The following is a 23,559-nucleotide window of genomic DNA, read 5'->3' as shown; positions in this document are numbered from 1 at the left end:
GTTGGCCGAGATCACTCAAACGAGCGCTGCCACCAAGCTTGCGGCGCTCGACATCCACAAGCGCTATGGCGACAACGAGGTGCTCAAGGGCGTGTCGCTGAACGCGAAGGCCGGCGACGTCATCAGCATCATCGGCGCGAGCGGCTCGGGCAAGAGCACGTTCCTGCGCTGCATCAATTTCCTCGAGCGGCCGAATGCGGGGCAGATCGTCGTCGACGGCGAGGCCGTGCGCACGAAGACCGACCGCGCCGGCGCGCTCGAAGTGGCCGATCACAAGCAGTTGCAGCGCATCCGCACGAAGCTCGCGATGGTGTTCCAGCACTTCAACCTGTGGGCACACATGAACGTGCTCGAGAACGTGATGGAAGCACCGTTGCACGTGCTCGGCATCCCGAAGAAGGAAGCCGAGGACCGTGCGCGCGAATATCTCGAGAAGGTCGGGCTCGCGCCGCGCGTCGAGAAGCAGTATCCGTCGCATCTGTCCGGTGGCCAGCAGCAGCGCGTGGCGATCGCGCGTGCGCTTGCGATGCATCCGGACGTGATGCTGTTCGACGAGCCGACCTCTGCGCTCGACCCGGAACTGGTGGGCGAAGTGCTGAAGGTGATGCAGAAGCTGGCCGAGGAAGGCCGCACGATGATCGTCGTCACGCACGAGATGGGTTTCGCGCGCAACGTGTCGAACCACGTGATGTTCCTGCATCAGGGGCGGACCGAGGAAGAGGGCGATCCGAAGGAAGTGCTGGTGCGCCCGCAGAGCGAGCGGCTCAAGCAGTTCCTGTCGGGCAGCCTCAAGTAACGCGAAGGGCGGGTTTCGACCGTGGTACCGGTGTCTCGTCCCGCAGGCGCCACCCGCACGACGCAGGTGGCGATCGTTGCATTGCCGCCCGTGTCGATGTCGGGTGTGGGTCCGATCGTCGATGCGTTGAATCTCGCGAACGAGATCGACGGGCGGTTGCTGTATCGCTGGCAGGTGTGTTCGTGGGACGGGCGACCGGTGCCGCTTGCGGGCGGTGCGCAGTGGCATGCCGATGCGGCGTTCAACGATGCGATCGCGTGCGACTGGCTGATCGTCGTGTCGGAGCGGTTTCAGCAGTTTGCCGATTACCGGTTGTTTCTCGCGAGTCTCGCTCGGGTCGGGCAGCGCACGCCGGTCGTGACCGGTATTCACCACGGCGTGTGGTGGCTCGCGATGGCAGGGCAGCTTTCCGGGTATCGCGTGAGCGTGAACTGGGAGACGTATCAGCAGTTCGCCGAGCAGTTCGAGCGGTCGATCGTCACGCAGCAGATCTTCGAGATCGATCGCGATCGGGCGACCTGTGCCGGTGGGCAGGCGACCGTCGATTTCATGTTGGCCATGATTGGCCGGGAACATGGGGCGGACCTCGCGGAGCGGATTGCCGATGCGCTCGGGGCCGGCATGCTGCGCAGCGGCGAGGAGCGGCAGAGGATTCCCTTTGTCACCGCGCCGGGCGAGCGGCATCCTCGGTTGAATGACGCGTTGCTTTTGATGGAGGCCAATGTCGAGGATCCTCTTACTACCGATGAGATCGCCGGGCTCGTTGGGGTTTCTCGGAGGCAACTGGAGCGGCTCTTTCGACAGTATCTCGGGGCGATGCCCTCCAAGTATTACCTCAATCTTCGGTTGCTCAAGGCGCGGACGCAGTTGCAGCGGACCAGTAAGTCTGTCGTGCAAGTGTCTCTCGCCTGTGGGTTCTCTTCTGCCGCGCACTTCTCTAACGCTTACCGCGAAAGGTTCGGGGTCACGCCTCGGGAGGATCGGCGAGCGTGGCTCGAAAAGCAGACCGGCGGCGGCAGCGAACCTCGTGGGGGGGCGCTCGTCGAGCGCGGGAAAGATTGAGGTTGGGTTTGATTTGTTTGGTGGTGTGCTCGCGGTTTTCGTGAAGTGCCTGTGATCGTGTCGGTCTATTTGCGTCGCCCCTCCGCGGGGCAGCGGTCACTTTTCTTTGTCTTGCCAAAGAAAAGTAACCAAAAGAAAGGCGCTCAGATAACGCATGACTTCCCGGTGCCAGAGCCACCAGAGTGGACCGCACAAAAGTGTCCGCGCCAGTCAGGAGCCCGGAGTGGTTCGAGCAATGGTTCTGACACCACTCACTACCCCACGGAGCGGTATACCATCCGCTAGCTCCATCCTCGCTTCGCTCGGCCGCAAGGTACTTCAGGACGTGCGGTTGCGTTCGTGCTTCTCCACGAACTGTCGACTGCCACCTTTTTCTGCTCTCGGCATTTGGGTGGCCGGATCGTTTGACGATCGGTGTTCTCGCGATAGCGACGTGTTTGCGGCCCCCATTTTTCTTGCGGGAGCGCCGAATTTCCTGCTTATCGAAAGTACAGCGGATCCTTTGTGAGGGGGCGACGGCGGCATGGGTGGGGATGGACCTGTCGGCCGAGCGAAGCGAGGACGGAGCTAGCGGGCGGTATACCGCTCCGTGGGGTAGTGAGTGGTGTCAGAACCATTGCTCGAACCACTCCGGGTTCGTGACTGGCGCGGACACTTAGATGGTGTCCACTCTGGTGGCCCTGGCACCGGGAAGTCATGCGTTATCTGAGCGCCTTTCTTTTGGTTACTTTTCTTTGGCAAGACAAAGAAAAGTGACCGCTGCCCCGCGGAGGGGCGACGCAAATAGACCGACACGATCGCAGGTGCTTCACGACACCGGAAGCAAACCACAGACAGCCAGAAAAAGCCCCAAAATACCGACACGCGTAGCCGCCCCCCACCCGAGAGGGCAAAAAACCAAAACCTTCCGATAGAACCCGTCGCAATTCCGCAAGACGCTTGCGTCACCCTTACCTAAACTTGATCCTGTTGAACCCTCTTACGAAACCGAAAGGAACGACCATGACGACCTCGACCTCGACCGTGACCCGCCAGACATTCGACGAAGTGATGGTGCCGGTATTCTCTCCCGCCCCGTTCGTGCCGGATCGCGCAGAGGGCTCCCGCGTGTGGGACACGGCCGGCCGCGAGTACATCGATTTCGCATGCGGCATCGCCGTGACGTCGCTCGGCCACGGCCACCCGGAACTGCTGAAGGTGCTGGACGAACAAGGCCGCAAGCTCTGGCACATCGGCAACGGCTACACGAACGAGCCGGTGCTGCGCCTCGCGAAGCGCCTCGAATCGCTGACCTTCGCCGACCGCGCATTCTTCGCGAACTCGGGCGCGGAAGCGAACGAAGCCGCACTGAAGCTCGCGCGCCGCGTCGCATTCGACCGCCACGGTGCCGACAAAGTCGAAATCATCTCGTTCGTGCAGTCGTTCCACGGCCGCACGTTCTTCACGGTCAGCGTCGGCGGCCAGCCGAAATACTCGGAAGGCTTCGGCCCCGTGCCGGCCGGCATCAAGCACCTGCCGTACAACGACATCGAAGCCGCGAAGGCCGCAATTGGCCCGCAAACCTGCGCCGTGATCGTCGAGCCGGTGCAAGGCGAGGGCGGTGTGATCCCCGCCGATCCGGCATTCCTGAAGGCACTGCGCGAAGCGTGCGACACCAACGACGCACTGCTGATTTTCGATGAAGTGCAAACGGGCGTGGGCCGCACCGGCCAGTTCTACGCGTACATGGACACGGGCGTCACGCCGGACATCCTGACGACCGCGAAAGCGCTCGGCAACGGCTTCCCGATCGGCGCGATGCTGACGACGAACGAACTGGCCGCGCACTTCAAGGTCGGCGTGCACGGCACGACGTACGGCGGCAACCCGCTCGCGTCGGCAATCGCCGACAAGGTCGTCGAACTGATCGGCGACCCGGCGCTGCTCGAAGGCGTGCGCGAACGCAGCGTGCGCCTGAAGGGCGCGCTCGAACGCATCAACGCCCGCTTCGGCATCTTCAAGGACATCCGCGGCAAGGGCCTCCTGGTCGGCGCGGAACTCACCGCCGCATTCGACGGCCGCGCGAAGGACTTCGTCACCGCCGCCGCCGAGAACGGCCTGATCATGTTGATCGCTGGTCCGAACGTGCTGCGCTTCGTTCCGTCGCTCGTGATCCCGTTCGACCTGCTCGACGAAGGCGTGAAGCGCTTCGAGAAGGCAGTCGAACAGGTGCTCGCGGCCCAGGAAGCCACCGCGCGCTGATCGGCGCGCCCCTCGCAGACAGGAACGACGATGCTATTTGTTCGCCCCGGCAAACTCACGGATCTCGATGCGCTCGCGCACATGGCGCGCACCGCGCAGCCGGTCCTGCACTCGCTGCCGCAAGACCGCGCGGCGCTCGAAGCGCGCGTGGCGCTCTCCGAGGATTCGTTTCGCGCGGACGTCGACTTCGCCGGCGAGGAGTTCTATCTCTTCGTGCTGGAAGATTCGTCGACGGGCAAGCTGCTCGGCACGGCGAGCATCGTGGCCGCGGCCGGCTACTCGGAACCGTTCTACGCATTCCGCAACGACGCACTGATCCACGCGTCGCGCGAGCTGCACGTGAACCGCAAGATCCACGCGCTCACGATGTCGCACGAGCTGACCGGCAAGAGCCGGCTCGCGGGCTTCTACGTCGATCCGTCGCTGCGCGGCGACGCGGCCGCGCACCTGATCTCGCGCGCCCGGATGATGTACATCGCCGCGAACCGCCGCCGCTTCACGCCGGAAGTGTTCACGCTGCTGCTCGGCGTGAGCGACAACACGGGCGCATCGCCGTTCTGGGAAGCAGTGGGGCGCAAGTTCTTCGGCCGCGACTTCACCGACGTCGACGTCGCATCGGGCGGCCGCAGCCGCACGTTCATCGCGGAAGTGATGCCGGCCTATCCGCTCTACGTGCCGCTGCTGCCGGAAGCCGCGCAGCGCGTGCTCGGCGAGCCGAACGAAACGGCGCTGCTCGCGTACGACATCCATCTCGAGGAAGGCTTCGAGCCCGACCGCTTCGTCGACATCTTCGACGCAGGCCCGGTGCTGACCGCGCAGGTCGACCGCACCGCGTGCGTGAAGCACGGCACTGAGCGCGTCGTGCGCGAGGCCGCGCACCAGCAGGGCGACGTCGCGTACATGGTGTCGACGGGCAGCGGCGAATCGTTCCGCTGCGTGCTGGCCGACCTGCCGGGCGACACGGCCGACGCACGAGGTGCCCAGGCGCCGCTGGCCGGCGACGTGCGCGCGGCGCTCGATGTGAAGGAAGGCGATGTCGTGCGCTGCGTGCCGCTGCATCGCCGCAGCGATGAAGATTTGAAGGGAGACGCAGCATGATCGTCGTTCGGGTCGTACAAACGGGCGACGTCGACGCGCTCGTGTCGCTCGCGAAGGAAACCGGGCCGGGCCTGACCACGTTCAAGCCCGATCGTGACGCGCTCGCCGCGCGCGTCGAACGCTCGAGCCGCACGCTCGAAGGCCGGGCCGCGCCGGGCGAAGCCGGCTACTTCTTCGTGATGGAAGAATCGACGACGGGCGACATCGCGGGCGTGTGCGGAATCGAGACGCAGGTCGGCCTCGAGCAGCCGTTCTACAACTATCGCGTGAGTACGGTCGTGCATGCGAGCCAGGAGCTCGGCGTGTGGACGCGGATGTCCGCGCTGAACATCTCGCACGACCTGACGGGCTACGCGGAAGTGTGCTCGCTGTTCCTGAGCCCGCGCTATCGCACGGGCGGCGTCGGCGGCCTGCTGTCGCGCTCGCGCTTCATGTTCATCGCGCAGTTTCGCGACCGCTTTCCGGAACGCATCTGCGCGGAACTGCGCGGCCACTTCGACGAGGACGGCACGTCACCGTTCTGGCGCGCGGTCGGTTCGCACTTCTACCAGATCGATTTCAATGCGGCGGACTACCTGAGCTCGCACGGCCGCAAGTCGTTCCTCGCGGAACTGATGCCGCGCTATCCGGTGTACGTCGACCTCCTGCCGCAGGACGCGCAGGACGCGGTCGGCCTCACGCACCGCGATACGCTACCGGCCCGCAAGATGCTCGAGGCGGAAGGGCTGCGCTATCAGAACCACGTCGACATCTTCGACGCGGGCCCGGTGCTCGAATGCCACATCAACGACCTGCGCACGGTGCGCGAGAGCGTCGTCGTGCCGGTGGCGATCGGCGTGCCCGATGCACAGGAAAGCGCGCCGAAGTCGCTGGTGTCGAACACGTCGCTGCACGACTTCCGCGTCGGTGTCGCGCCGGGCGTGGTCGCGAACGGCTCGTTCGTGCTGTCGGCCGACGATGCCGCCGCGCTCGACGTGAAGGCCGGCGATCCGGTCCGCGTGCTGCCGCTCAAAGTCAAACAGGGATAAACGAATCATGACGGAACTCTTCATCGACGGCGCCTGGGTCGCAGGCTCGGGCCCCGTCTTCGCTTCGCGCAATCCGGGCACCGACGCAATCGCATGGCAGGGCGGCAGCGCATCGGCGGCCGACGTCGACCGCGCAGTCGCGAGCGCGCGCCGCGCATTCGCCGGCTGGTCGGCGCTCGACTTCGACGCGCGCTGCGCGATCGTCAAGCGCTTCGCGGCGCTGCTCACCGAGCGCAAGGAAGCGATCGCGACCGCGATCGGCCGCGAGACGGGCAAGCCGCTGTGGGAAGCGCGCACCGAAGTCGCGGCGATGGCCGCGAAGGTCGGCATCTCGATCCAGGCCTACCAGGAACGCACCGGCGAGAAGCGCCAGGACATGGCCGACGGCGTCGCGGTGCTGCGTCACCGGCCGCACGGCGTCGTCGCGGTGTTCGGCCCGTACAACTTCCCCGGCCACTTGCCGAACGGCCATATCGTGCCGGCGCTGATCGCCGGCAACACGGTCGTGTTCAAGCCGTCGGAGCTCGCACCGGGCGTCGCGCGGGCGACGGTCGAGGTGTGGCACGAAGCCGGGCTGCCGGCCGGCGTGCTGAACCTCGTGCAGGGCGAGAAGGATACCGGCATCGCGCTCGCGAACCATCGGCAGATCGACGGGCTGTTCTTCACCGGCAGCTCGGATACCGGCACGCTGCTGCACAAGCAGTTCGGCGGCCGCCCGGAAATCGTGCTCGCGCTCGAGATGGGCGGCAACAACCCGCTCGTGATCGGCGAAGTCGAGGATATCGACGCGGCCGTGCATCACACGATCCAGTCGGCATTCCTGTCGGCCGGCCAGCGCTGCACGTGCGCGCGCCGCATCTTCGTGCCGCAGGGCGCGTTCGGCGATCGCTTCCTCGCGCGCTTCGCCGACGTCACGTCGAAGATCACCGCCGACGTGTTCGACGCCGATCCGCAGCCGTTCATGGGCGCGGTGATCTCGGCACGCGCGGCCGCGAAGCTGGTCGACGCGCAGTCGCGCCTGATCGAGCAGGGCGCGAAGCCGATCATCGCGATGACGCAGCGCGATCCGCGCCTCGGCTTCGTGAATGCGGCAATCGTCGACGTGACGGGCGTCGCGAACCTGCCCGACGAAGAGCACTTCGGCCCGCTCGCGCAGATCGTCCGCTACGCGACGTTCGACGACGCGATCGAGCGCGCGAACGACACGGCGTTCGGCCTGTCCGCGGGCCTGCTGGCCGACGACGCGAAGGTGTGGGAGCACTTCCGCCGCACGATCCGTGCGGGGATCGTCAACTGGAACCGGCCGACCAACGGTGCGTCGTCCGCCGCGCCGTTCGGCGGCACCGGCCGTTCGGGCAACCATCGCCCGAGCGCGTATTACGCGGCCGACTATTGCGCGTATCCGATGGCGTCGGTGGAAAGCACGCAACTGACTTTGCCCGCGAGCCTGTCGCCGGGCCTGCATTTCTGAGCGAGGGAACGACGATGAACGCACAAGAAGCCAATTTCGACGGGCTCGTCGGCCCGACCCACAACTACGCCGGGCTGTCGTTCGGCAACGTGGCGTCGCTGAACAACGAGAAGTCGGCCGCGAACCCGAAGGCCGCCGCGAAGCAGGGGCTGCGCAAGATGAAGCAGCTCGCGGATCTCGGCTTCGCGCAAGGCGTGCTGCCGCCGCAGGAGCGGCCGTCGCTGCGCCTGTTGCGCGAGCTCGGCTTCTCCGGCAAGGACGCGGACGTGATCGCGAAGGCCGCGAAACAGGCGCCCGAACTGCTCGCCGCGGCGAGCTCGGCGTCGGCGATGTGGACCGCGAACGCGGCCACCGTCAGCCCGTCGGCGGATACGAGCGACGGCCGCGTGCACTTCACGCCGGCGAACCTGTGCAGCAAGCTGCATCGCGCGATCGAGCACGAAGCGACGCGCCGCACGCTGTCGACGCTGTTTGCGGACCCCGCGCACTTCGCGGTGCATGAAGCGCTGACGGGCACGCCGGCGCTCGGCGACGAAGGCGCGGCGAACCACACGCGCTTCTGCGCCGAATACGGCAAGCCGGGTATCGAGTTCTTCGTGTACGGCCGTGCCGAATATCGCCGCGGCCCCGAGCCGAAGCGCTTCCCGGCCCGCCAGACCTTCGAGGCGAGCCGCGCGGTCGCGCATCGCCACGGGCTCGCGGAGGAAGCGACGGTCTACGCGCAGCAGGATCCGGACGTGATCGACGCGGGCGTGTTCCACAACGACGTGATCTCGGTCGGCAACCGCGACACACTGTTCACGCACGAGCGCGCGTTCGTCAACAAGCAGGCGATCTACGACACGCTGACCGCTGCGCTCGACGCACGCGGTGCGCGCCTGAACGTGATCGAGGTGCCGGACGCGGCCGTGAGCGTGAACGACGCGGTGACGTCGTACCTGTTCAACAGCCAGCTGCTGTCGCGGGCGGACGGCTCGCAGGTGCTCGTCGTGCCGCAGGAATGCCGCGAGAACGCGCGGGTCGCCGCCTATCTCGACCAGCTCGCGGCCGGCAACGGCCCGATTCACGACGTGCTCGTGTTCGACCTGCGCGAAAGCATGAAGAACGGCGGCGGCCCCGCGTGCCTGCGCCTGCGCGTCGTGCTGACCGAAGCGGAGCGCGCGGCCGTCACGTCGAACGTGTGGATCAACGACACGCTGTTCGCGTCGCTCGACGCGTGGATCGAAAAGCACTACCGCGACCGTCTCGCACCGGAAGACCTCGCCGATCCGACGCTGCTCGACGAATCGCGCACGGCGCTCGACGAGCTCACGCAGATCCTGCGCGTCGGTTCGCTGTATGACTTCCAGCGCTGAGGCACGGATGCCGGCTGCCGCGCTGCTCGATGACTTTCTCGCGTTCACGCTCGCGGGCGACGCGCCTGCCGTGACCGACGGCGCCTGCGCGGACGGCGCGGTGCGCTGGCAATGGCTCGGCGACGGGCTACTCGCGTTCGAACCGGCAGCCGCCGACGCCGCGGCGCGCGCGAGCGTGCTCGTGTCGGCCGGCGTGCACGGCGACGAGACCGCGCCGATCGAGCTGCTGTCGATGCTCGTGCGCGATCTTGCGTCGGGCGCGCTGCCGCTCGCGTGCCGGTTGCTCGTCGTGCTCGGCAACGTGCCGGCGATGCGCGCGGGCGAACGCTATCTCGACGATGACCTGAACCGGCTGTTCGGCGGTCGTCACGCGCAGGTGCCCGCGAGCCGCGAAGCGCCGCGCGCCGCGCAGCTCGAAGCGGCGGCCTCCGCCTTCTTCGCGGCGGCGCCGGCGGGCAGCGCGCGCTGGCACATCGACATGCATACGGCGATCCGCGCGTCGGTATTCGAGCAGTTCGCGCTGCTGCCGCACACGGGCACGCCGCCCACGCGCGCAATGGTCGAATGGCTCGGCGACGCACGCATCGCGGCCGTGCTGCTGCATACGGCGAAGGGCAACACGTATTCGCATTTCACGGCCGAGCATTGCGGCGCGCTCGCGTGCACGCTGGAGCTCGGCAAGGTGCGGCCGTTCGGCCAGAACGACCTGACGCGCTTCGCGCCGGCCGACCGGGCGGTGCGCAAGCTCGTGTCGGGTGGGCGGGGCGGCCATCCGTCGACGGAGGTCGAAGCAAGGGGCGGCCATCCGCGGGGCGGCCATCCGCCGCTGCCGCGCGTCTTCACCGTGATCGACCAGATCACGAAGCAGAGCGACGCGCTCGAGCTGTTCGTCGCGGCCGACGTCGCGAACTTCACCGCGTTCCCGCGCGGCACCGTGCTCGCGCAGGACGGCGACTACCGCTACACGGTGCGGCACGACGAGGAACGCATCGTGTTCCCGAATCCGACCGTGAAGCCGGGTTTGCGCGCGGGCCTGCTCGTCGTCGATACGACGCGTGACACGCTGGCCGCACTCGTCTGATCGATGCGCAATCGTGCGGGCCGCGGTGACTCGCGGCCCACGCATCGTCCCGCAGCCCATTCATTTTTGCGATGACGCCCGCACGCCGCGCAGACGGCGCGCGCGTCGCGCTTGCGTATTTGCGACACCGTCTTGCAAGTTCGACGGGTCGCATGGCGGCCGCCGGGCACGCAGCGCAGCATCACGCATCGACGCTCGCTTTGCCATATCGGGCCGCGCGGATTGGTACAATCGCGGCCTTGCGGCTGTTGCGCCGCATCACGGCGCGGCGTCGGCATTGCCGGTGTCATCCGGCCCTGCAATGATGCATGCGCCCGTCGTTCCGGAACATTCGAGTATCGAGGAGAACACCTGATGAAGTTGGATTGGCGTAAAGTGGCCGCGCATGCGGTGGTGGCGGCATCGGCCGTGGCGGCAGGTAGTGCGTTTGCCGCGGATCTGAAGGAGATCCGGTTCGGCGTCGAGGCCTCGTACGCACCGTTCGAATACAAGACGCCCGACGGCAAGCTGACCGGCTTCGACATCGACATCGGCAACGCGGTGTGCGCGAAGCTGAAGACGAAGTGCGTGTGGGTCGAGAACGACTTCGATGGCCTGATCCCGGCGCTGCAGGCGCGCAAGTTCGACGCGATCAACTCGGACATGACGATCACCGACCAGCGCAAGCATGCGATCGCGTTCACCGATCCGATCTACACGATTCCGAACCAGTTGATCGCGAAGCAGGGCAGCGGCCTGCTGCCGACCCCGCAATCGCTGAAGGGCAAGCGCGTCGGCGTGCTGCAGGGCACGATCCAGGAAGCGTACGCGAAGAAGAAGTGGGCGCCGGCCGGCGTTGAAGTCGTGCCGTACCAGACGCAGGATCTGGCGTATGCCGACCTGAAGTCGGGCCGTCTCGACGCGACCTTCCAGGATTCGGAAGCCGGCTCGAAGGGCTTCCTGACGAAGCCGCAAGGCCAGGGCTTCGCATTCGCGGGCGGCACGGTCAGCGACACCGAGATCCTCGGCTCGGGCGTCGGCTTCGGCCTGCGCAAGAACGACGCGGCGCTGAAGACCGCGCTCGATCAGGCGCTGAAGGAACTGAAGGCCGACGGCACGATCGACAATCTCGCGAAGAAGTACTTCAGCGTGCCCGTCACGCTCAAGTAAGCGTTGCGTTCGAGCGCACGATGGTAAAAAACCGGCCGCTGATGCGGCCGGTTTGCTTTTGTGGAGCGGAAACGACGGAGGCGCGCCGGCCGTCAGCCGGGCTGCCCGGGAAAGAACCGCCCCAGCTCGCGCGCGAGTTCGTTGAGCACGGCCATCTCCTGCTGCGAGATCTTGCGCGCGGGTTGCGCGCCGGCCCAGTCGCCGTACAGCAGCGCGACGCTCGTCGCGCCGACGCGCACGGGCAGCAGCACGAACGCGCGCGCGTCGTCGAACGCGTCGAGATACCACGCGGGCAGGCGCTTCATCATCTTCGGCTCCTGCGCCTGCTCGATGAAGATGCCGACCGAGTTCGAGATCGCGAGATGAAACACGTCCGGCTCGAAGCGTTCGTCGAAGCGCAGCCGGTCGAGCGCCGTATCGACGCCGGGGCCGAAGCCCAGACGCGCGGCGAACGTGCCGTCGTCGTGACGCACGAACATCACGGTGCGCGTGAAGGCGAGGCCGGCCAGCAGGCTTTCCGACGCGAGCGCGAGCACCGGCGTCAGCACGTGCTCGGACGGCAGCGCGCGCAGGTCCGCGAGGCCGGCTTCGAGGCATGCCTCGGGCGCGCGCTGCGCGCGCGCGATAGCATCGGCGTTTGCGCGCAGCTCGACGATCTCGCGCATCACGGTGTCGCTCGCTTCCTCGCGCGCGAGACGCTCGGCGATCTCGACGAGCGCGTCGGATTCCATGTCGAGCTCGGCGCCGTAGTGCTGCGCGAGCGCCGCGATGCGCGCGTCGCGCTGCGGGCTGACAGGCATGACGAGCGCGCCGGCGACGTCGGTCGAACAGCGGCTCACCGCGCGCAGCCAGCGAATGCGGTCGGCCGAGCCGTCGTCGCCGGCCGGGCCCGCGTGGCGGGCGTCACCGTCCTCGTCGTCGAACGCGTCGGCGTGTGCCGCGTGATCGTCGTTGGCCATTCCCGCGCGGATCACGTCGGGCAGCCGCCAGCGCGCGGCCGCCTCGAGGCCGATCTCGTCGAAGCCGACGCCGAGTACGTCGACGCAGGCGGCCGCTTCGTCGCCGTTCAGCTCGGCCGCGCGGCGGCGGATGCGGTCCCATTCGCTGTCGAGATAGCAGACCACCAGCAGCTTGCCGACCTGGCGCATCAGCGTGCAGACGACGGCTTCCTCGCCCCCGCGCAGTTCGGCGTGCTCGGTGAGCTTGCGCGCGACGCAGCCGGACAGCAGCGCGCGGTTCAGCTCCAGCTTCGCGTCGATGCGCCGCGGCGTACTCTGATGGAAATGGTCGACGAGCTTGAGCCCGACGACGAGGTGGCCGACGGCGTCCATGCCGAGCACCATCAGTGCGCGGGTCACGGTAGTGATGTTGCCGCCGAACGCCATGTACATCGCGGAGTTCGCGAGGCGCAGCACTTTCTGCGTGAGCGCGAAGTCCGACAGCACGACGCGCACGAGCGCGGTGAAGTCGAGGTCGTCGTTCTTCATCGCGGCCATCGTCGCGCGCAGCGATTCCGACAGCAGCGGGAAATCGCCCCGTTCGCTCATCCGGGCCCACAGCTTGTCGAGCAGCGCGGTGCGGGGCAGGTATTCGGTGGTTGACATACGGATCTGTTCGGTTCGCCGCGCGCGTCAGGCGGCGGCGTACAGGTGCAGCTGCTGCGCCTCGAAGCGCCGCGCGAGCTCCTCGGACGGCAGCGCCTGGCAGACGAGCCAGCCCTGGATGTGATTGCAGCCCATCTCCGTCAGCAGCTCGCGCTGCGCCTCGGTCTCGACGCCTTCGGCGACGAGCTCGAGATCCAGTGTTTGCGCGAGGCCGACCACCGCCGACACGATCGCGCGGTCGTTGCGCGACGTCAGCAGGTTCTCGACGAAACTGCGGTCGATCTTCAGCTTCGCGAGCGGGAAGCGCTGCAGATAGGCAAGGCTGGAATAGCCGGTGCCGAAATCGTCGATCGCGAAGCGGATGCCGAGGCCGGTCAACTCCTCGAGCAGCATTTTCGCGTGCGCGGGATCGTGCATCAGCAGGCTTTCGGTGATTTCGAGCACGATGCGGCGCGGGTCGATGCCGGTCAGCGCGATCGCCTCGCGCACGCTCTGCGTGAAGCGCGGGTCGCGGAATTGCTGCGGCGACACGTTGACCGCCACATATTGCAGCGCGAGCCCCTGGCCGTCCCACGCGACGAGCTGCATGCACGCGGCCTTGAGCACCCAGTTGCCGAGGTAGTTGATCAGGCCGATCGATTCGGCGAGCGGGATGAAGGTGGCCGGCGGCACGAGGCCGTGCACCGGATGGCGCCAGCGGATCAGCGCCTCGACGCCGACCACCGCGCCCGACTGGCTGCGCGTGATCGGCTGGAAATGCAGTGAAAACTCGCCGTTGCGCACGCCGTCGTACAGGTCGGCTTCGAGCTTGAGCCGTTCGGCGTCGGCCGGATCGTCGACGGGCGCATGGAACGCGAGCGCGTTGCCGCCCGATGTCTTCGCCTGCGCGAGCGCGTGGTCGGCGCGGCGCAGCAGCGGGCTGTGATGCTGCGCCCGATGCGGCGCGGCACGTTCGTCGGGGTAGAGTGCGATGCCGATGCTCGCGGACAGGTGCACGGTCTGCCCCTGGAACACGTAGGGCTCCCGCACCGCGGCCTGCAGCCGTCGCGCGAGCGCATCGGCGGCATGGCTCGCCTGCGTGCGGTCCGGTGCGCCCAGCACGACCGCGAACTTGTCGCTCGCGACGCGCGCGAGCCGCTCGTTCGGCGTGACAAGCGCCTTCAGCCGCTGCGCGGTCTCGCGCAGCAGCATGTCGCCCGCGTCGTAGCCGAGCGCGCGGTTGATCCGCTGGTAGTCGTCGAGGTCGAGCAGCAGCAGCGCCGCGCAGGTGCCGTCCTCGTCGGCGGTCTGCTGCGCGCGCATCAGCGCCGGCACGAGTGCGGACAGGTTGTCGAGCCCCGTCATCGGGTCGTGGTGCATTTCGTACGTCAGGCGCGCCTCGAGCGCGCGCCACGACGACACGTCGAAGGCCGCGATCGCGAAGCCGTCGACGCCGTGGTGGCGGCTCTTGAACGCGCGGACCTCGACGTCCAGCGGGTAGGTGAGCGACTTGACGATGCACATCGTCGCCTTCTCGACCTGGCCGGAACGTGCGGCGCGGGCGAGCAGGCCTTCGAGCGCCGGGGTATCCTGTTCGGCGATCAGGTCGCGTAGCGTCAGCGTATGCAGGTAGTCGCGGTGGTAGCCGATGAAGCGCAGGCTCGCATCGGACACGTACAGAAAGCGCAGTTCGCGGTCGACATGGGCGAGGAAATCCACCGTGCCGACTGTCTGTTCCAGCCAGTTGCGCACGGAGTCGTCGCGTCGCGGCGCGACGGCGCGCGCGGGCATCAGCGCGCCGCCCGACCGGGCGAAGCGGCGCAGCGTATGCAAGGCGCTGCGCCAGGAGCCCTTGCGTGACGTCTGTTTCCTGTTGGCTTCCATGTTTCTCGCTGACGTGAAGGGCTGGAACCGGTTGTCCGGAAGGAATAACGGCAGACTGTGCGAAATCTTTAACGGGCCGGCCGCGGGCAGCGCTGCCGCGGGCCGGATCATCGATGCGGGTGTTCGGCAGGCGAACGCCCACGTGGCCTACATCGGGCTGACTTTATAAGAAATGAGGACGCAGATGAAGCGAAAACTGTTGCTGGGCGCCATGGCGGCGCTGGTGGCCGGCCATGCGCTGCTGGCGCAGGCGGAACTGAAGCCGGGCGCCGCGGCGCCCGATTTCAGGACGCAGGCGTCGCTGGGCGGCAAGACTTACACGTACTCGCTCGCGGACGCCCTGAAGCAGGGGCCGGTCGTGCTGTATTTCTATCCGGCGGCGTTCACGAAGGGCTGCACGATCGAGGCGCATGCGTTCGCGGACGCGGTCGACCGTTACAAGGCTTACGGCGCGACGGTGATCGGCGTGTCGGCCGACAACATCGACACGCTGACGAAGTTCTCGGTGAGCGAGTGCCGGAGCAAGTTCCCGGTGGCGGCCGACCCGGACGCGAAGATCATCCGCGAATACGACGCGAAGCTGCCGGCGCTCGACCGCGCGAACCGCGTGTCCTACGTGATTTCGCCGGAACGGAAGATTCTCTACGAATACACGAGCCTGTCGCCCGACAAGCACGTCGAGAACACGCTCGCCGCCGTGAAGGCGTGGGCCGACGCGCATCCGAAGCAGTAAGCGGTTGCCCCGCGCGTGGCAACGGCCCGTCGTGCGGGCCGCGGGCACCGGCGCGCGCCGCGTCCCGGCGGCGCGCAAGCAGCCGTTACGCGCGCAGCGCCTGCTCGATCGGCACGCCGCCGCCGACGAAGCCGACGACCTTGCGCGAGATGCCCAGCTTGATCGCCTCGATCGCCGCCCATGCCACATCCTGGCGCGAGACGGGCGGCGCGGGCTCGAGCCACGTGTCGGTCAGCGCGATCTTGCCGACGCCCGGGTCGTCCGTGAGCGGGCCCGGCCGCAGGATCACGTAGTCGACGCCCGACGCGATCACGCGGTCGTCGCCTTCGCGCTTCATCTGCGAATAGTGGTGCAGCGCGTCCGGCCCGTGCTCGGGCCGGTACGCGGACAGCGAGCTGACCACCACGAGCTTCTGCGCGTTGTAGGCGAGCGCGTAGTCGGCCGCGCGAGCGACCGCGTCGCGGTCGACCTGCTCCTCTTCGGTCGCGCCGTCCGATTCGGCCGAGCCGGCCGCGTAGATCACGTGCGTGATGCCCTGGAAAGCGTGCGAGAAATCGTTCGTCAGATCGGCCTCGACGACCCGTGCGCCCGCCAGCGCATAGCCGTGCCGGCGCACGAGCGCCGTGACCTCGAACTCCGGCTGCTTGAGCAGCAGATCCGCGCAGGCCTGGCCGGTGCGGCCGGTCGCGCCAATCAGCAGTACCTTCGTCGTCATGAAACCGCTCCTTGCTCGATGCGTCATCCATCCAGATAGGGACGGACGACCGATAACTCAAGTGTAATGTCGAATTGGCCCGGCCGCGGGTGCGTAATAAGGGGCGTACCGGCATCGGGCATCCCGGCGGGCGAACCGGTTTCGGGCGAACCGGCACCCGGTAGCGGCGTTCATTCATTCACACGGATGCGGGAATGACGCGCCGACCGGCTATCATGTGCCCGATGTATTTTTTCGCCATTACGCGTCAATAACGCGTCGGCCCACCGGTTGGAGTACACATGGCATTACCCCTGGACAACGTGAGCATGGCCGTGTTCTGCGACTTCGAGAACGTCGCGCTCGGCGTGCGCGATGCGAAGTACGAGAAATTCGACATCAAGCCCGTGCTGGAGCGGCTGCTGCTGAAAGGCAGCATCGTCGTGAAGAAGGCCTATTGCGACTGGGATCGCTACAAGGGCTTCAAGGCGTCGATGCACGAAGCCAGCTTCGAGCTGATCGAGATTCCGCACGTGCGCCAGTCGGGCAAGAATTCGGCCGACATCCGGCTCGTCGTGGACGCGCTCGACCTCTGCTACACGAAGTCGCACGTCGATACGTTCGTGATCATCAGCGGCGATTCGGATTTTTCGCCGCTCGTGTCGAAGCTGCGCGAGAACGCGAAGAAGGTGATCGGCGTCGGCGTGAAGAAATCGACGTCGGATCTGCTGGTCGCGAACTGCGACGAATTCATCTTCTACGACGATCTGGTGCGCGAGCAGCAGCGTGCGCTCGCGAAGCGCGAACAGCAGCAGCGCGCGAGCAACGGCGGCGCGAAGCGGCCCGACGAGCCGTCGCGCAAGCACGACATGGATGCGCGCAAGGCCGAGGCGATTGCGCTGGCGGTCGAGACGTTCGACGCGCTCGCGTCGGAGCGCGACGACGTCGGCAAGATCTGGGCGTCGGTGCTCAAGAGCGCGATCAAGCGCCGCAAGCCGGATTTCAACGAGTCGTACTACGGATTCCGCGCGTTCGGCAACCTGCTCGACGAGGCGCAGGCGCGCGGCCTGCTCGAAGTGGGGCGCGACGACAAGTCGGGCGCGTTCGTGTCGCGCTCCCGCCAGTCGGCTGCAGCCGAGCACGCCGCGACGGGCGGCGAGGGCGGCGCAGCGTACCACGGCGCCCATCACGGCACGCGCGCGGCGGAGCCTGCGCCGGCCGGCCGCGGGGCGCGCCGTCGCGGGCAGCGGGCGGAAGCGGTCGTTCACGAAAGCGTGCAGGTCGACGCAGAAGACGCGGAGGTTGCCGAGGTGGCCGACGCGGCGCCGGCCGAAACGCACGATGCACCCGACACGCCCGACGTGGCCGACGTGCACGGCGACGCGAAGGATGGCCGCAAGCGTGCGCGCAAGAGCGCGGCAAAGAAGACCGGCGCGAAGAAGGCAGCGGCCGCGAAGGGCGCCGGTCGCCACGCGGCCGGCAAGCCGGACGCCGCCGCGCAGGGCGACGCGACGCACGGTGGCGATGCGCACGCGCACGGCCAGCATGCGGACGAACCGCATCGCGACGCGGCGCATGACGAGCGGCACGCGGCGATGCCCGCCGAGCCGGCGCCTCGCGCTTCGGGCGCTCGGGACGCGGCCGCACAACCGTCGCACGACGTGGCGTCGGTCGAAGCGACTCCGGAGGGGGCTGCCGAAGCACCGGCCGCCGCCAAGCCGAAGAAGCCGGCTCGCAAGGCGGCACCGCGCGCGCGCCGTCCGCGCAAGACGACGGCCGCCGCCGAGTAACGGTAGCTGGCAGCCGGCGGCAGTCGCGCAATCGGCCGGGTCTCGTCCGCAACCGGGCGACATCCGCGCCGCACCATCCGGGCCGGCGCCACGCCGGCCTGCCGCGCTAGCCGTTCAGCACGTACGGCTGCGTCATCACTTCGAGGAAGTGACCGTCCGGATCGTCGAAGTACACGCCGCGTCCGCCGTTGTGGCGGTAGATGTCGTCGGCTTGCCGCTTCGCCGGATCGGCCCAGTGCGGCAGCCCGCGTTCGCGAATGCGCGCGAGCACGCGATCGAAGCCGGCTTCGTCGATCAGGAACGCGTAATGCTGCGACCGGATCTCCCCCGCCTGTTCGTAAAAATCGAGCGACACGCCGTTGTCGAGCGCGACGACCAGCATCGCGCCGAACGGCGTCGGCGACGGCAATTCCAGCAGTTCGGTGAGGAAGCGGCTCGACGCATGCTTGTCGCGGCACCAGACGATCGTATGGTTGAGCTGGACGTTCATGGCGGGTTCCCGTGAAGCGGGCGGCGGTGGGCATGAACACACGATAGCCGATCGCGGCCGGTCCGCAAGCCGGGGCCGGCGCGCACCGGGCGGCACCCGCCATTCATCGGCTGAAACGATCTGGACGAACGGCTACCTTTTCGGGAGCAAAGGTCATTGGCGCCGCTTTTTGCGACGCCAAGAATTCCTGTAAGCCATCGCCGTCATCCGCCGGATGACGAACAGGCGATGCGCAACAGGGAGACAGACGATGCGCTTCATGCTGAACGGCCAGCCGTTCGATTTCGACGGTGATCCCGATACGCCGCTCCTGTGGGTCATTCGCGACTCGGCCAGACTGACCGGCACCAAGTACGGCTGCGGCATCGGCGCATGCGGCGCCTGCACCGTGCACCTGGACGGCGAAGCCGCGCGCACGTGCGTGCTGCCGGCGGCCAGCGTCGCGGGCCGCGCGGTCACGACGATCGAAGGGCTGTCGCACGACCGCTCGCATCCGGTGCAGCGCGCGTGGATCGAGAAGGACGTGCCGCAATGCGGCTATTGCCAGTCGGGGATGGTGATGGCGACGGCCGCGCTGCTCGCGCGCCACCGCAAGCCGACCGACGCGCAGATCGACGAGGCCGTCACGAACCTGTGCCGCTGCGCGACCTATCAACGCATTCGCGAGGCGATCCATGTCGCGGCCGGCTGACGCGGTGCAGACGCGGCCCGTGCCGAATGCGGCGCGGCGCGTGTTCCTGAAGGGCGGCGTCGCGCTGGCGGGCAGCCTGCTGCTGCCGCTCGCGTTCGGCGACGTCGTGCAGGCGGCCGGCGGCGCGCGCTTTCGCGAGATCAACGACTGGGTCCGCGTCGACGCGGACGGCAGGACGATCATCGGGTTGTCGCAGGCGGAAGTCGGGCAGGGCGTCCATACCGGGTTGCCGCAGGTGCTGGCCGACGAGATGGATGCCGACTGGCGCAGCGTGACGGTCGAGTTCGTCACGGGGCGCGACGCGTACCGGATCGACGCCGCGAACGAGGCGCCGCAGCAATTCGTCGGCGCATCGATGTCGGCGACGATGTTCTACACGCGGTTGCGGATCGCGGGGGCGCAGGCGCGCTCCGCGTTCCTGAGGGCCGGCGCCGCGCGGTTGGGCGTGCGCGACACGCAGTGCGTGACGCGCGACGGCCGCGTCGTCCATCCGCCGAGCGGTCGTTCGCTGTCGTACGGCGCGCTCGTCGACGATGCAGCGAGGCTGCCGCCCGATCTGCAGCCGCGCCTGAAACCGGCATCCGCGCACACGCTGATCGGCCGTCCGCTGCACAAGCTCGATGTGCCCGCGAAGGTCGACGGCAGCGCGATCTTCGGCATCGACGTGCAGGTGCCCGACATGCTGGTCGGCGCGCTGACGATGGCGCCGACGCTGAACGGCCGGCCCACGGCCGTAAAGAACTGCGACGCGTTGCGCGCGATGCCCGGCGTGGCGGACGTCGTGCTCGCGAAGGACGCGGTGATCGTCGTCGCGCAGAGCTACTGGCAGGCGAAGAAGGCGTGCGATGCGGCGGACATCGTGTGGGACGCGGGCCCGACGCCGGCATTCGACAGTGCGACGATCCTCGCGCAGCGCAAGGGCGCGCTGCAGGCGGAGCATGCGGTGGTCGCGACGACGATCGGCGAGCCCGCGCGCCGGCTCGCAGAGGCCGGCAGCGTCGTCGAAGCCGATTACCACACGCCGTACATCGTTCACGCGACGATGGAGCCCGTCAACGCGACCGTGCACGTGCGGGCCGGCGAGATCGAGGTCTGGGGGCCGATCCAGGGGCAGGACAAGGTGCGCTGGACGCTGTCGGCGCTGTTCGGCGTGCCGGCCGAGTGCGTGATCGTCAACACGACGTTTCTCGGCGGCAGCTTCGGCCGCAAGTACGTGCCCGATTTCGTCGTGCATGCGGCCGTCGCGTCGAAGGCGGTCGGGCGGCCCGTGAAGGTGATCCGCTCGCGCGAGGACGATATCCGCCACGGTTTCTATCGGCCGTGCGCGTCCGCGCGGTTTCGCGCGGCGCTCGGCCGCGACGGGCTGCCGGTCGCGCTGCATGCGCGCGTCGTCGGCCATTCGCTGTATGCGGCGATCAAGCGCGACCACTACGACAAGGCGGGCGGCTGGGACGAGACGATGCTCGACGGCCTGTACGACCTTGGCTACGACGTGCCGAACCTGCTGGTCGATTCGGTCACGGTGATGCAGCCGATTCCGGTCAGCTTCATGCGCAGCGTCGGCAGCACGTCGACCGTGTTCTTCCTCGAAAGCTTCGTGAACGAGCTCGCGCATACGGTGCGGGCCGACCCGGTGCAATACCGGCGCGCGTTGCTGAAGCACGACGCGCTCGCGCTGCGCGTGCTCGACGCGACGGCCGCGCGCGCGAACTGGTTCGGCCGCGCGCCGGCCGGCCTGTCGCGCGGGGTCGCGTATTCGCTGTATACCGGGCGCGGCGGCGCGTTCAGCACGTACGTCGCGGCGATTGCCGAGGTGCGCGTGACGCGCGGCAACGTGAAGCTCGAGCGGATCGTGTGCGGGATCGACTGCGGCCGCGCGATCAATCCGCTGCTGATTCGCGAGATGGTCGAAGGCGGTGTCGGCTTTGCGCTCACCAACACCTTCAGGAGCGAGATCACGTTCGAGCACGGCGCGGTCGTGCAGCGCAATTTCGCCGACTATCCGCTGCTCGGCCTGGCTGCGATGCCGAAGATCGAGGTCGTGATCGTCGACAGCGATCGCGATCCGCAAGGCTGCGGCGAAGTCGCGTTGCCGCCGGTCGCGCCGGCGGTGGCCGACGCGATCTGGCGCGCGACCGGCGAGCGGCCGCGCTCGATGCCGTTCGATACGCCGCTCGCGACCTGACCGACCCGGTATTTCCCACTTGACCGGCGGCGCCGTGCGCGTCGCCGGTCAATAGCAAGCATAACTATATAAATGGTCTGGAGACTCCCATGAAAACCTTCCGCACGGCCACGACGGCCGTTTCGTTCGCGGCGGCCGCCGTTGCCGCGCCGGGCGCGCATGCGCAGAGCAGCGTGACGCTGTACGGCATCGTCGACACCGGCGTGCAGTACTACAACCACGCGGCGGGCGGCGGCGCGGTCGCGGGCATGCCGTCGCTGACCGGTGAAGTGCCGTCGCGCGTCGGGCTGCGCGGCGTCGAGGATCTCGGCGGCGGCTACCGCACGTTCTTCGTGCTCGAAAACGGCTTCGCGCTGAATTCCGGTGCGCTCAACTACGGCGGCCGCCTCTTCGGCCGGCAGGCGAACGTCGGCATCGATTCGCCGTACGGCACGCTCACGCTCGGGCGGCAGATGAACATGTCGATGCTCGTGCTGCTCAACGCCGACGTGATCGGCCCGTCGATTCATTCGATGGCGAGCTTCGACAGCTATCTGCCGAATGCGCGCAGCGATAATGCGGTCGGCTATCTCGGCCACTTCGGCGGCGTGACGCTCGGCGGCACCTACAGCACCGGGCGCGATGCGGCGGGCCCGGCTGGCCCGTCGGCCACGAACTGCGCGGGCAACGTGGCGGGCGACCCGGTCGCCTGCCGTCAGTACACGATGATGGTTGCGTACGACGCGCCGCAGTTCGGCGTGGCGGCTTCGTACGACGTGATGCACGGCGGCACGGGCGCGTCGGCGCCGCTGTCGAGCCCCGGCTATACGGACACGCGCACGATCGTCGACGCGTACGTCAAGTTCGGCATCGCGAAGCTCGGCGCGGGCTGGATCCGCCGCAACACGGCGGCCGCGGCCCACAGCCAGTCGGACCTATTTTTCGCGGGCGGCACGGTCTACGCGAGCCCGGCGCTATCATTCGACGCACAGGCCGTGCGCTATCTGCTGCGCGGCCGCTACGACTCGAACCTGTTCGTCGGGCGGGCGAATTACAGCCTGTCGAAGCGCACGCTGGTCTATACGTCGGTCGGCTACATGACGAACAGCGCGCTCGGCACGTCGGCGGTGGCGGCGGGCGGCACGGTCGGCACCGGCCGCAACCAGGTCGGCGCGATGGCGGGCATCCAGCAGCGCTTCTGACGCGGCGGCGCGTTCCACGGAGACTTCGACGATGACGACCGATCTTCTCAGCGACGTGCTGACCGACCTGCGGGCCGATGCGGTCGTCACCGGGCGCTTCACGCTGAGTGCGCCGTGGGCGATCCGCAAGCCGGCCGTCGCGGGCGCGCCGTTTCGCACCTGCGCGGGCAGCCCGTTCTTCCTGTCGGTCGCGGGCGCCGCGCCCGTGCACGTCGAGCCGGGCGACTTCGTGCTGCTGCCGCACGGCGACGAGCACGTGATGGCGTCGTCGCTCGACGTGCCGCCCGTGCCGTTCGATACGCTGATGGCCGACAAGGGCATCCGGCCGCGCTTCGACACGCCGCTCGAATTCGTCGCGGGCGGCGGCGGCGCGACCAGCGAGCTCTATACCGGGATCGTCATTTATCGCGACATCGTGCGCAGCCCGCTGTTCTCCGTGTTGCCGACGCTGATCCACGTGCGCGCGAACGATGCGGCCGTCGCGCCGTGGCTCGTGAGCACGCTGCAGAGCTTCATCCAGGAATCGATGGCGTGCCAGCCGGGCTGGGCGGTCGCCGCGACGCGCCTGGCCGACGTGCTGTTCGTGCAGCTGTTGCGCGCGCATCTGCAATCGTCGGCGAATCACACGGGCTGGCTGCGCGGGTTGACCGATCCGCAGATCGGCCGCGCGATGGCGCTGATGCACCGCGACCCGCGGCGCAACTGGCAGCTCGCGAGCCTCGCGGCCGAGGCCGGCATGTCGCGTTCGCGCTTTTGCGCGCAGTTCGCCGGGCTGGTCGGCGAGACGCCGATCGGCCATCTGACCGCCTATCGGATGTACCTGGCGAGCGGCGAGCTCGCGAACGGCAAGCTGCGACTGATCGAGATCGCCGAGCGGGTCGGCTACACGTCGGAGAAGGCGTTCGCGCGCGCATTCCATCGCTGGTCGGGGATGGCGCCGCGCCGCTATGCGCGCAACGCACGCGATCTGTATGACCTGGCACGACATGGATGACCGCGCGTCCCGCCATCGGGTATCCGCGCTGCTGACTGCTGCCGATCGCTGCT

Annotated in this window: 20 protein-coding genes; 16 read left to right on the top strand and 4 right to left on the bottom strand. The window is 68.0% G+C overall.

The window, feature by feature from the left end; genetic code table 11:
* Window position 1: 1 nt before the first annotated feature.
* From HWW87_RS10480 to HWW87_RS10440, 9 genes are all read left to right on the top strand, one after another.
* Entirely contained in the window at window positions 2-796 is a 795-nt protein-coding gene (locus HWW87_RS10480; RefSeq protein WP_175820228.1) for an ABC transporter ATP-binding protein, read from the top strand.
* A 21-nt stretch (window positions 797-817) separates the two neighbouring features.
* Window positions 818-1,858, top strand: a complete 1,041-nt coding sequence (locus HWW87_RS10475) for a GlxA family transcriptional regulator (RefSeq protein WP_174385174.1) — start codon at window positions 818-820, stop codon at window positions 1,856-1,858.
* Window positions 1,859-2,860: 1,002 nt separating this feature from the next.
* Window positions 2,861-4,099, top strand: coding sequence for an aspartate aminotransferase family protein (locus HWW87_RS10470; RefSeq protein WP_175820227.1), 1,239 nt, complete (start codon window positions 2,861-2,863; stop codon window positions 4,097-4,099).
* Window positions 4,100-4,129: 30 nt separating this feature from the next.
* Window positions 4,130-5,197, top strand: a complete 1,068-nt coding sequence (aruF, locus tag HWW87_RS10465; protein WP_175820226.1) for an arginine/ornithine succinyltransferase subunit alpha — start codon at window positions 4,130-4,132, stop codon at window positions 5,195-5,197.
* Window positions 5,194-6,225 carry an arginine N-succinyltransferase gene (gene astA / locus HWW87_RS10460; protein WP_175820225.1) on the top strand — a complete coding sequence of 344 codons (1,032 nt, stop codon included), beginning with the start codon at window positions 5,194-5,196 and terminating at the stop codon, window positions 6,223-6,225. Before aruF ends, astA begins: the two co-directional genes overlap by 4 nt.
* Window positions 6,226-6,232: 7 nt before the next feature.
* Complete coding sequence (astD, locus tag HWW87_RS10455; RefSeq protein ID WP_175820224.1) at window positions 6,233-7,696, top strand: succinylglutamate-semialdehyde dehydrogenase; 1,464 nt, start codon at window positions 6,233-6,235, stop codon at window positions 7,694-7,696.
* 14 nt (window positions 7,697-7,710) lie between these two features.
* A complete protein-coding gene (gene astB / locus HWW87_RS10450; RefSeq protein WP_175820223.1) occupies window positions 7,711-9,051 on the top strand; it encodes an N-succinylarginine dihydrolase in 1,341 nt (446 codons plus the stop codon).
* A 7-nt stretch (window positions 9,052-9,058) separates the two neighbouring features.
* Complete coding sequence (gene astE, locus HWW87_RS10445; RefSeq protein ID WP_175820708.1) at window positions 9,059-10,132, top strand: succinylglutamate desuccinylase; 1,074 nt, start codon at window positions 9,059-9,061, stop codon at window positions 10,130-10,132.
* A 354-nt stretch (window positions 10,133-10,486) separates the two neighbouring features.
* On the top strand, window positions 10,487-11,281 hold the full coding sequence (locus HWW87_RS10440; protein ID WP_006490898.1) for an ABC transporter substrate-binding protein: 795 nt from the start codon (window positions 10,487-10,489) through the stop codon (window positions 11,279-11,281).
* A gap of 92 nt (window positions 11,282-11,373) precedes the next feature.
* Here the strand turns inward: HWW87_RS10440 and HWW87_RS10435 are convergent, their stop codons facing one another.
* Complete coding sequence (locus HWW87_RS10435) at window positions 11,374-12,885, bottom strand: HDOD domain-containing protein (protein WP_175820222.1); 1,512 nt, start codon at window positions 12,883-12,885, stop codon at window positions 11,374-11,376.
* Between the two features lie 27 nt (window positions 12,886-12,912).
* Window positions 12,913-14,655 carry a cyclic di-GMP phosphodiesterase CdpA gene (cdpA, locus tag HWW87_RS10430; RefSeq protein WP_208449936.1) on the bottom strand — a complete coding sequence of 581 codons (1,743 nt, stop codon included), beginning with the start codon at window positions 14,653-14,655 and terminating at the stop codon, window positions 12,913-12,915.
* On the opposite strand from cdpA, the gene HWW87_RS36945 reads away from it, so the two are divergent.
* Both HWW87_RS36945 and HWW87_RS10425 read left to right on the top strand, forming a co-directional pair.
* The gene (locus tag HWW87_RS36945; RefSeq protein WP_208449937.1) at window positions 14,585-14,917 is read left to right on the top strand and encodes a hypothetical protein; all 333 of its coding nucleotides are present in this window, start codon (window positions 14,585-14,587) and stop codon (window positions 14,915-14,917) included. The genes cdpA and HWW87_RS36945 overlap by 71 nt on opposite strands.
* Before the next feature lie 15 nt (window positions 14,918-14,932).
* On the top strand, window positions 14,933-15,481 hold the full coding sequence (locus HWW87_RS10425; protein ID WP_175820220.1) for a peroxiredoxin: 549 nt from the start codon (window positions 14,933-14,935) through the stop codon (window positions 15,479-15,481).
* Between the two features lie 85 nt (window positions 15,482-15,566).
* Here the strand turns inward: HWW87_RS10425 and HWW87_RS10420 are convergent, their stop codons facing one another.
* Complete coding sequence (locus tag HWW87_RS10420) at window positions 15,567-16,196, bottom strand: SDR family oxidoreductase (RefSeq protein WP_174385166.1); 630 nt, start codon at window positions 16,194-16,196, stop codon at window positions 15,567-15,569.
* Window positions 16,197-16,477: 281 nt separating this feature from the next.
* Between HWW87_RS10420 and HWW87_RS10415 the strand changes: the two genes are divergently transcribed.
* Window positions 16,478-17,965: an NYN domain-containing protein gene (locus tag HWW87_RS10415; RefSeq protein ID WP_175820219.1), complete on the top strand. Its 1,488-nt coding sequence runs from the start codon at window positions 16,478-16,480 to the stop codon at window positions 17,963-17,965.
* Window positions 17,966-18,071: 106 nt separating this feature from the next.
* On the opposite strand, the gene HWW87_RS10410 is transcribed toward HWW87_RS10415, so the two are convergent.
* Complete coding sequence (locus HWW87_RS10410) at window positions 18,072-18,455, bottom strand: VOC family protein (RefSeq protein WP_175820218.1); 384 nt, start codon at window positions 18,453-18,455, stop codon at window positions 18,072-18,074.
* Window positions 18,456-18,705: 250 nt separating this feature from the next.
* On the opposite strand from HWW87_RS10410, the gene HWW87_RS10405 reads away from it, so the two are divergent.
* The 4 genes from HWW87_RS10405 to HWW87_RS10390 all read left to right on the top strand — a co-directional run bounded on the left by HWW87_RS10405 (window position 18,706) and on the right by HWW87_RS10390 (window position 23,506).
* Window positions 18,706-19,146 carry a (2Fe-2S)-binding protein gene (locus HWW87_RS10405; protein ID WP_175820217.1) on the top strand — a complete coding sequence of 147 codons (441 nt, stop codon included), beginning with the start codon at window positions 18,706-18,708 and terminating at the stop codon, window positions 19,144-19,146.
* Complete coding sequence (locus tag HWW87_RS10400) at window positions 19,130-21,331, top strand: molybdopterin cofactor-binding domain-containing protein (protein ID WP_175820216.1); 2,202 nt, start codon at window positions 19,130-19,132, stop codon at window positions 21,329-21,331. The genes HWW87_RS10405 and HWW87_RS10400 overlap by 17 nt, the downstream gene beginning before the upstream one ends.
* Before the next feature lie 89 nt (window positions 21,332-21,420).
* Window positions 21,421-22,512: a porin gene (locus HWW87_RS10395; RefSeq protein ID WP_175820215.1), complete on the top strand. Its 1,092-nt coding sequence runs from the start codon at window positions 21,421-21,423 to the stop codon at window positions 22,510-22,512.
* Between the two features lie 31 nt (window positions 22,513-22,543).
* Window positions 22,544-23,506, top strand: coding sequence for an AraC family transcriptional regulator (locus tag HWW87_RS10390; RefSeq protein WP_175820214.1), 963 nt, complete (start codon window positions 22,544-22,546; stop codon window positions 23,504-23,506).
* Window positions 23,507-23,559 lie beyond the last annotated feature (53 nt).

The organism is Burkholderia sp. BCC0419, assembly GCF_902830285.1.
Taxonomy (GTDB): Bacteria; Pseudomonadota; Gammaproteobacteria; order Burkholderiales; family Burkholderiaceae; genus Burkholderia.
This window is presented reverse-complemented; position numbering and strand designations above follow the sequence as displayed.

Coding starts and splice junctions, on each gene's coding strand:
- HWW87_RS10470 (WP_175820227.1), top strand. CDS start 2,861: ATGACGACCTCGACCTCGACCGTGACCCGCCAGACATTCGACGAAGTG.
- aruF (WP_175820226.1), top strand. CDS start 4,130: ATGCTATTTGTTCGCCCCGGCAAACTCACGGATCTCGATGCGCTCGCG.
- astA (WP_175820225.1), top strand. CDS start 5,194: ATGATCGTCGTTCGGGTCGTACAAACGGGCGACGTCGACGCGCTCGTG.
- astD (WP_175820224.1), top strand. CDS start 6,233: ATGACGGAACTCTTCATCGACGGCGCCTGGGTCGCAGGCTCGGGCCCC.
- astB (WP_175820223.1), top strand. CDS start 7,711: ATGAACGCACAAGAAGCCAATTTCGACGGGCTCGTCGGCCCGACCCAC.
- astE (WP_175820708.1), top strand. CDS start 9,059: ATGCCGGCTGCCGCGCTGCTCGATGACTTTCTCGCGTTCACGCTCGCG.
- HWW87_RS10440 (WP_006490898.1), top strand. CDS start 10,487: ATGAAGTTGGATTGGCGTAAAGTGGCCGCGCATGCGGTGGTGGCGGCA.
- HWW87_RS10435 (WP_175820222.1), bottom strand. CDS start 12,885: ATGTCAACCACCGAATACCTGCCCCGCACCGCGCTGCTCGACAAGCTG.
- cdpA (WP_208449936.1), bottom strand. CDS start 14,655: ATGCCCGCGCGCGCCGTCGCGCCGCGACGCGACGACTCCGTGCGCAAC.
- HWW87_RS10425 (WP_175820220.1), top strand. CDS start 14,933: ATGAAGCGAAAACTGTTGCTGGGCGCCATGGCGGCGCTGGTGGCCGGC.
- HWW87_RS10420 (WP_174385166.1), bottom strand. CDS start 16,196: ATGACGACGAAGGTACTGCTGATTGGCGCGACCGGCCGCACCGGCCAG.
- HWW87_RS10415 (WP_175820219.1), top strand. CDS start 16,478: ATGGCATTACCCCTGGACAACGTGAGCATGGCCGTGTTCTGCGACTTC.
- HWW87_RS10410 (WP_175820218.1), bottom strand. CDS start 18,455: ATGAACGTCCAGCTCAACCATACGATCGTCTGGTGCCGCGACAAGCAT.
- HWW87_RS10405 (WP_175820217.1), top strand. CDS start 18,706: ATGCGCTTCATGCTGAACGGCCAGCCGTTCGATTTCGACGGTGATCCC.
- HWW87_RS10400 (WP_175820216.1), top strand. CDS start 19,130: ATGTCGCGGCCGGCTGACGCGGTGCAGACGCGGCCCGTGCCGAATGCG.
- HWW87_RS10395 (WP_175820215.1), top strand. CDS start 21,421: ATGAAAACCTTCCGCACGGCCACGACGGCCGTTTCGTTCGCGGCGGCC.
- HWW87_RS10390 (WP_175820214.1), top strand. CDS start 22,544: ATGACGACCGATCTTCTCAGCGACGTGCTGACCGACCTGCGGGCCGAT.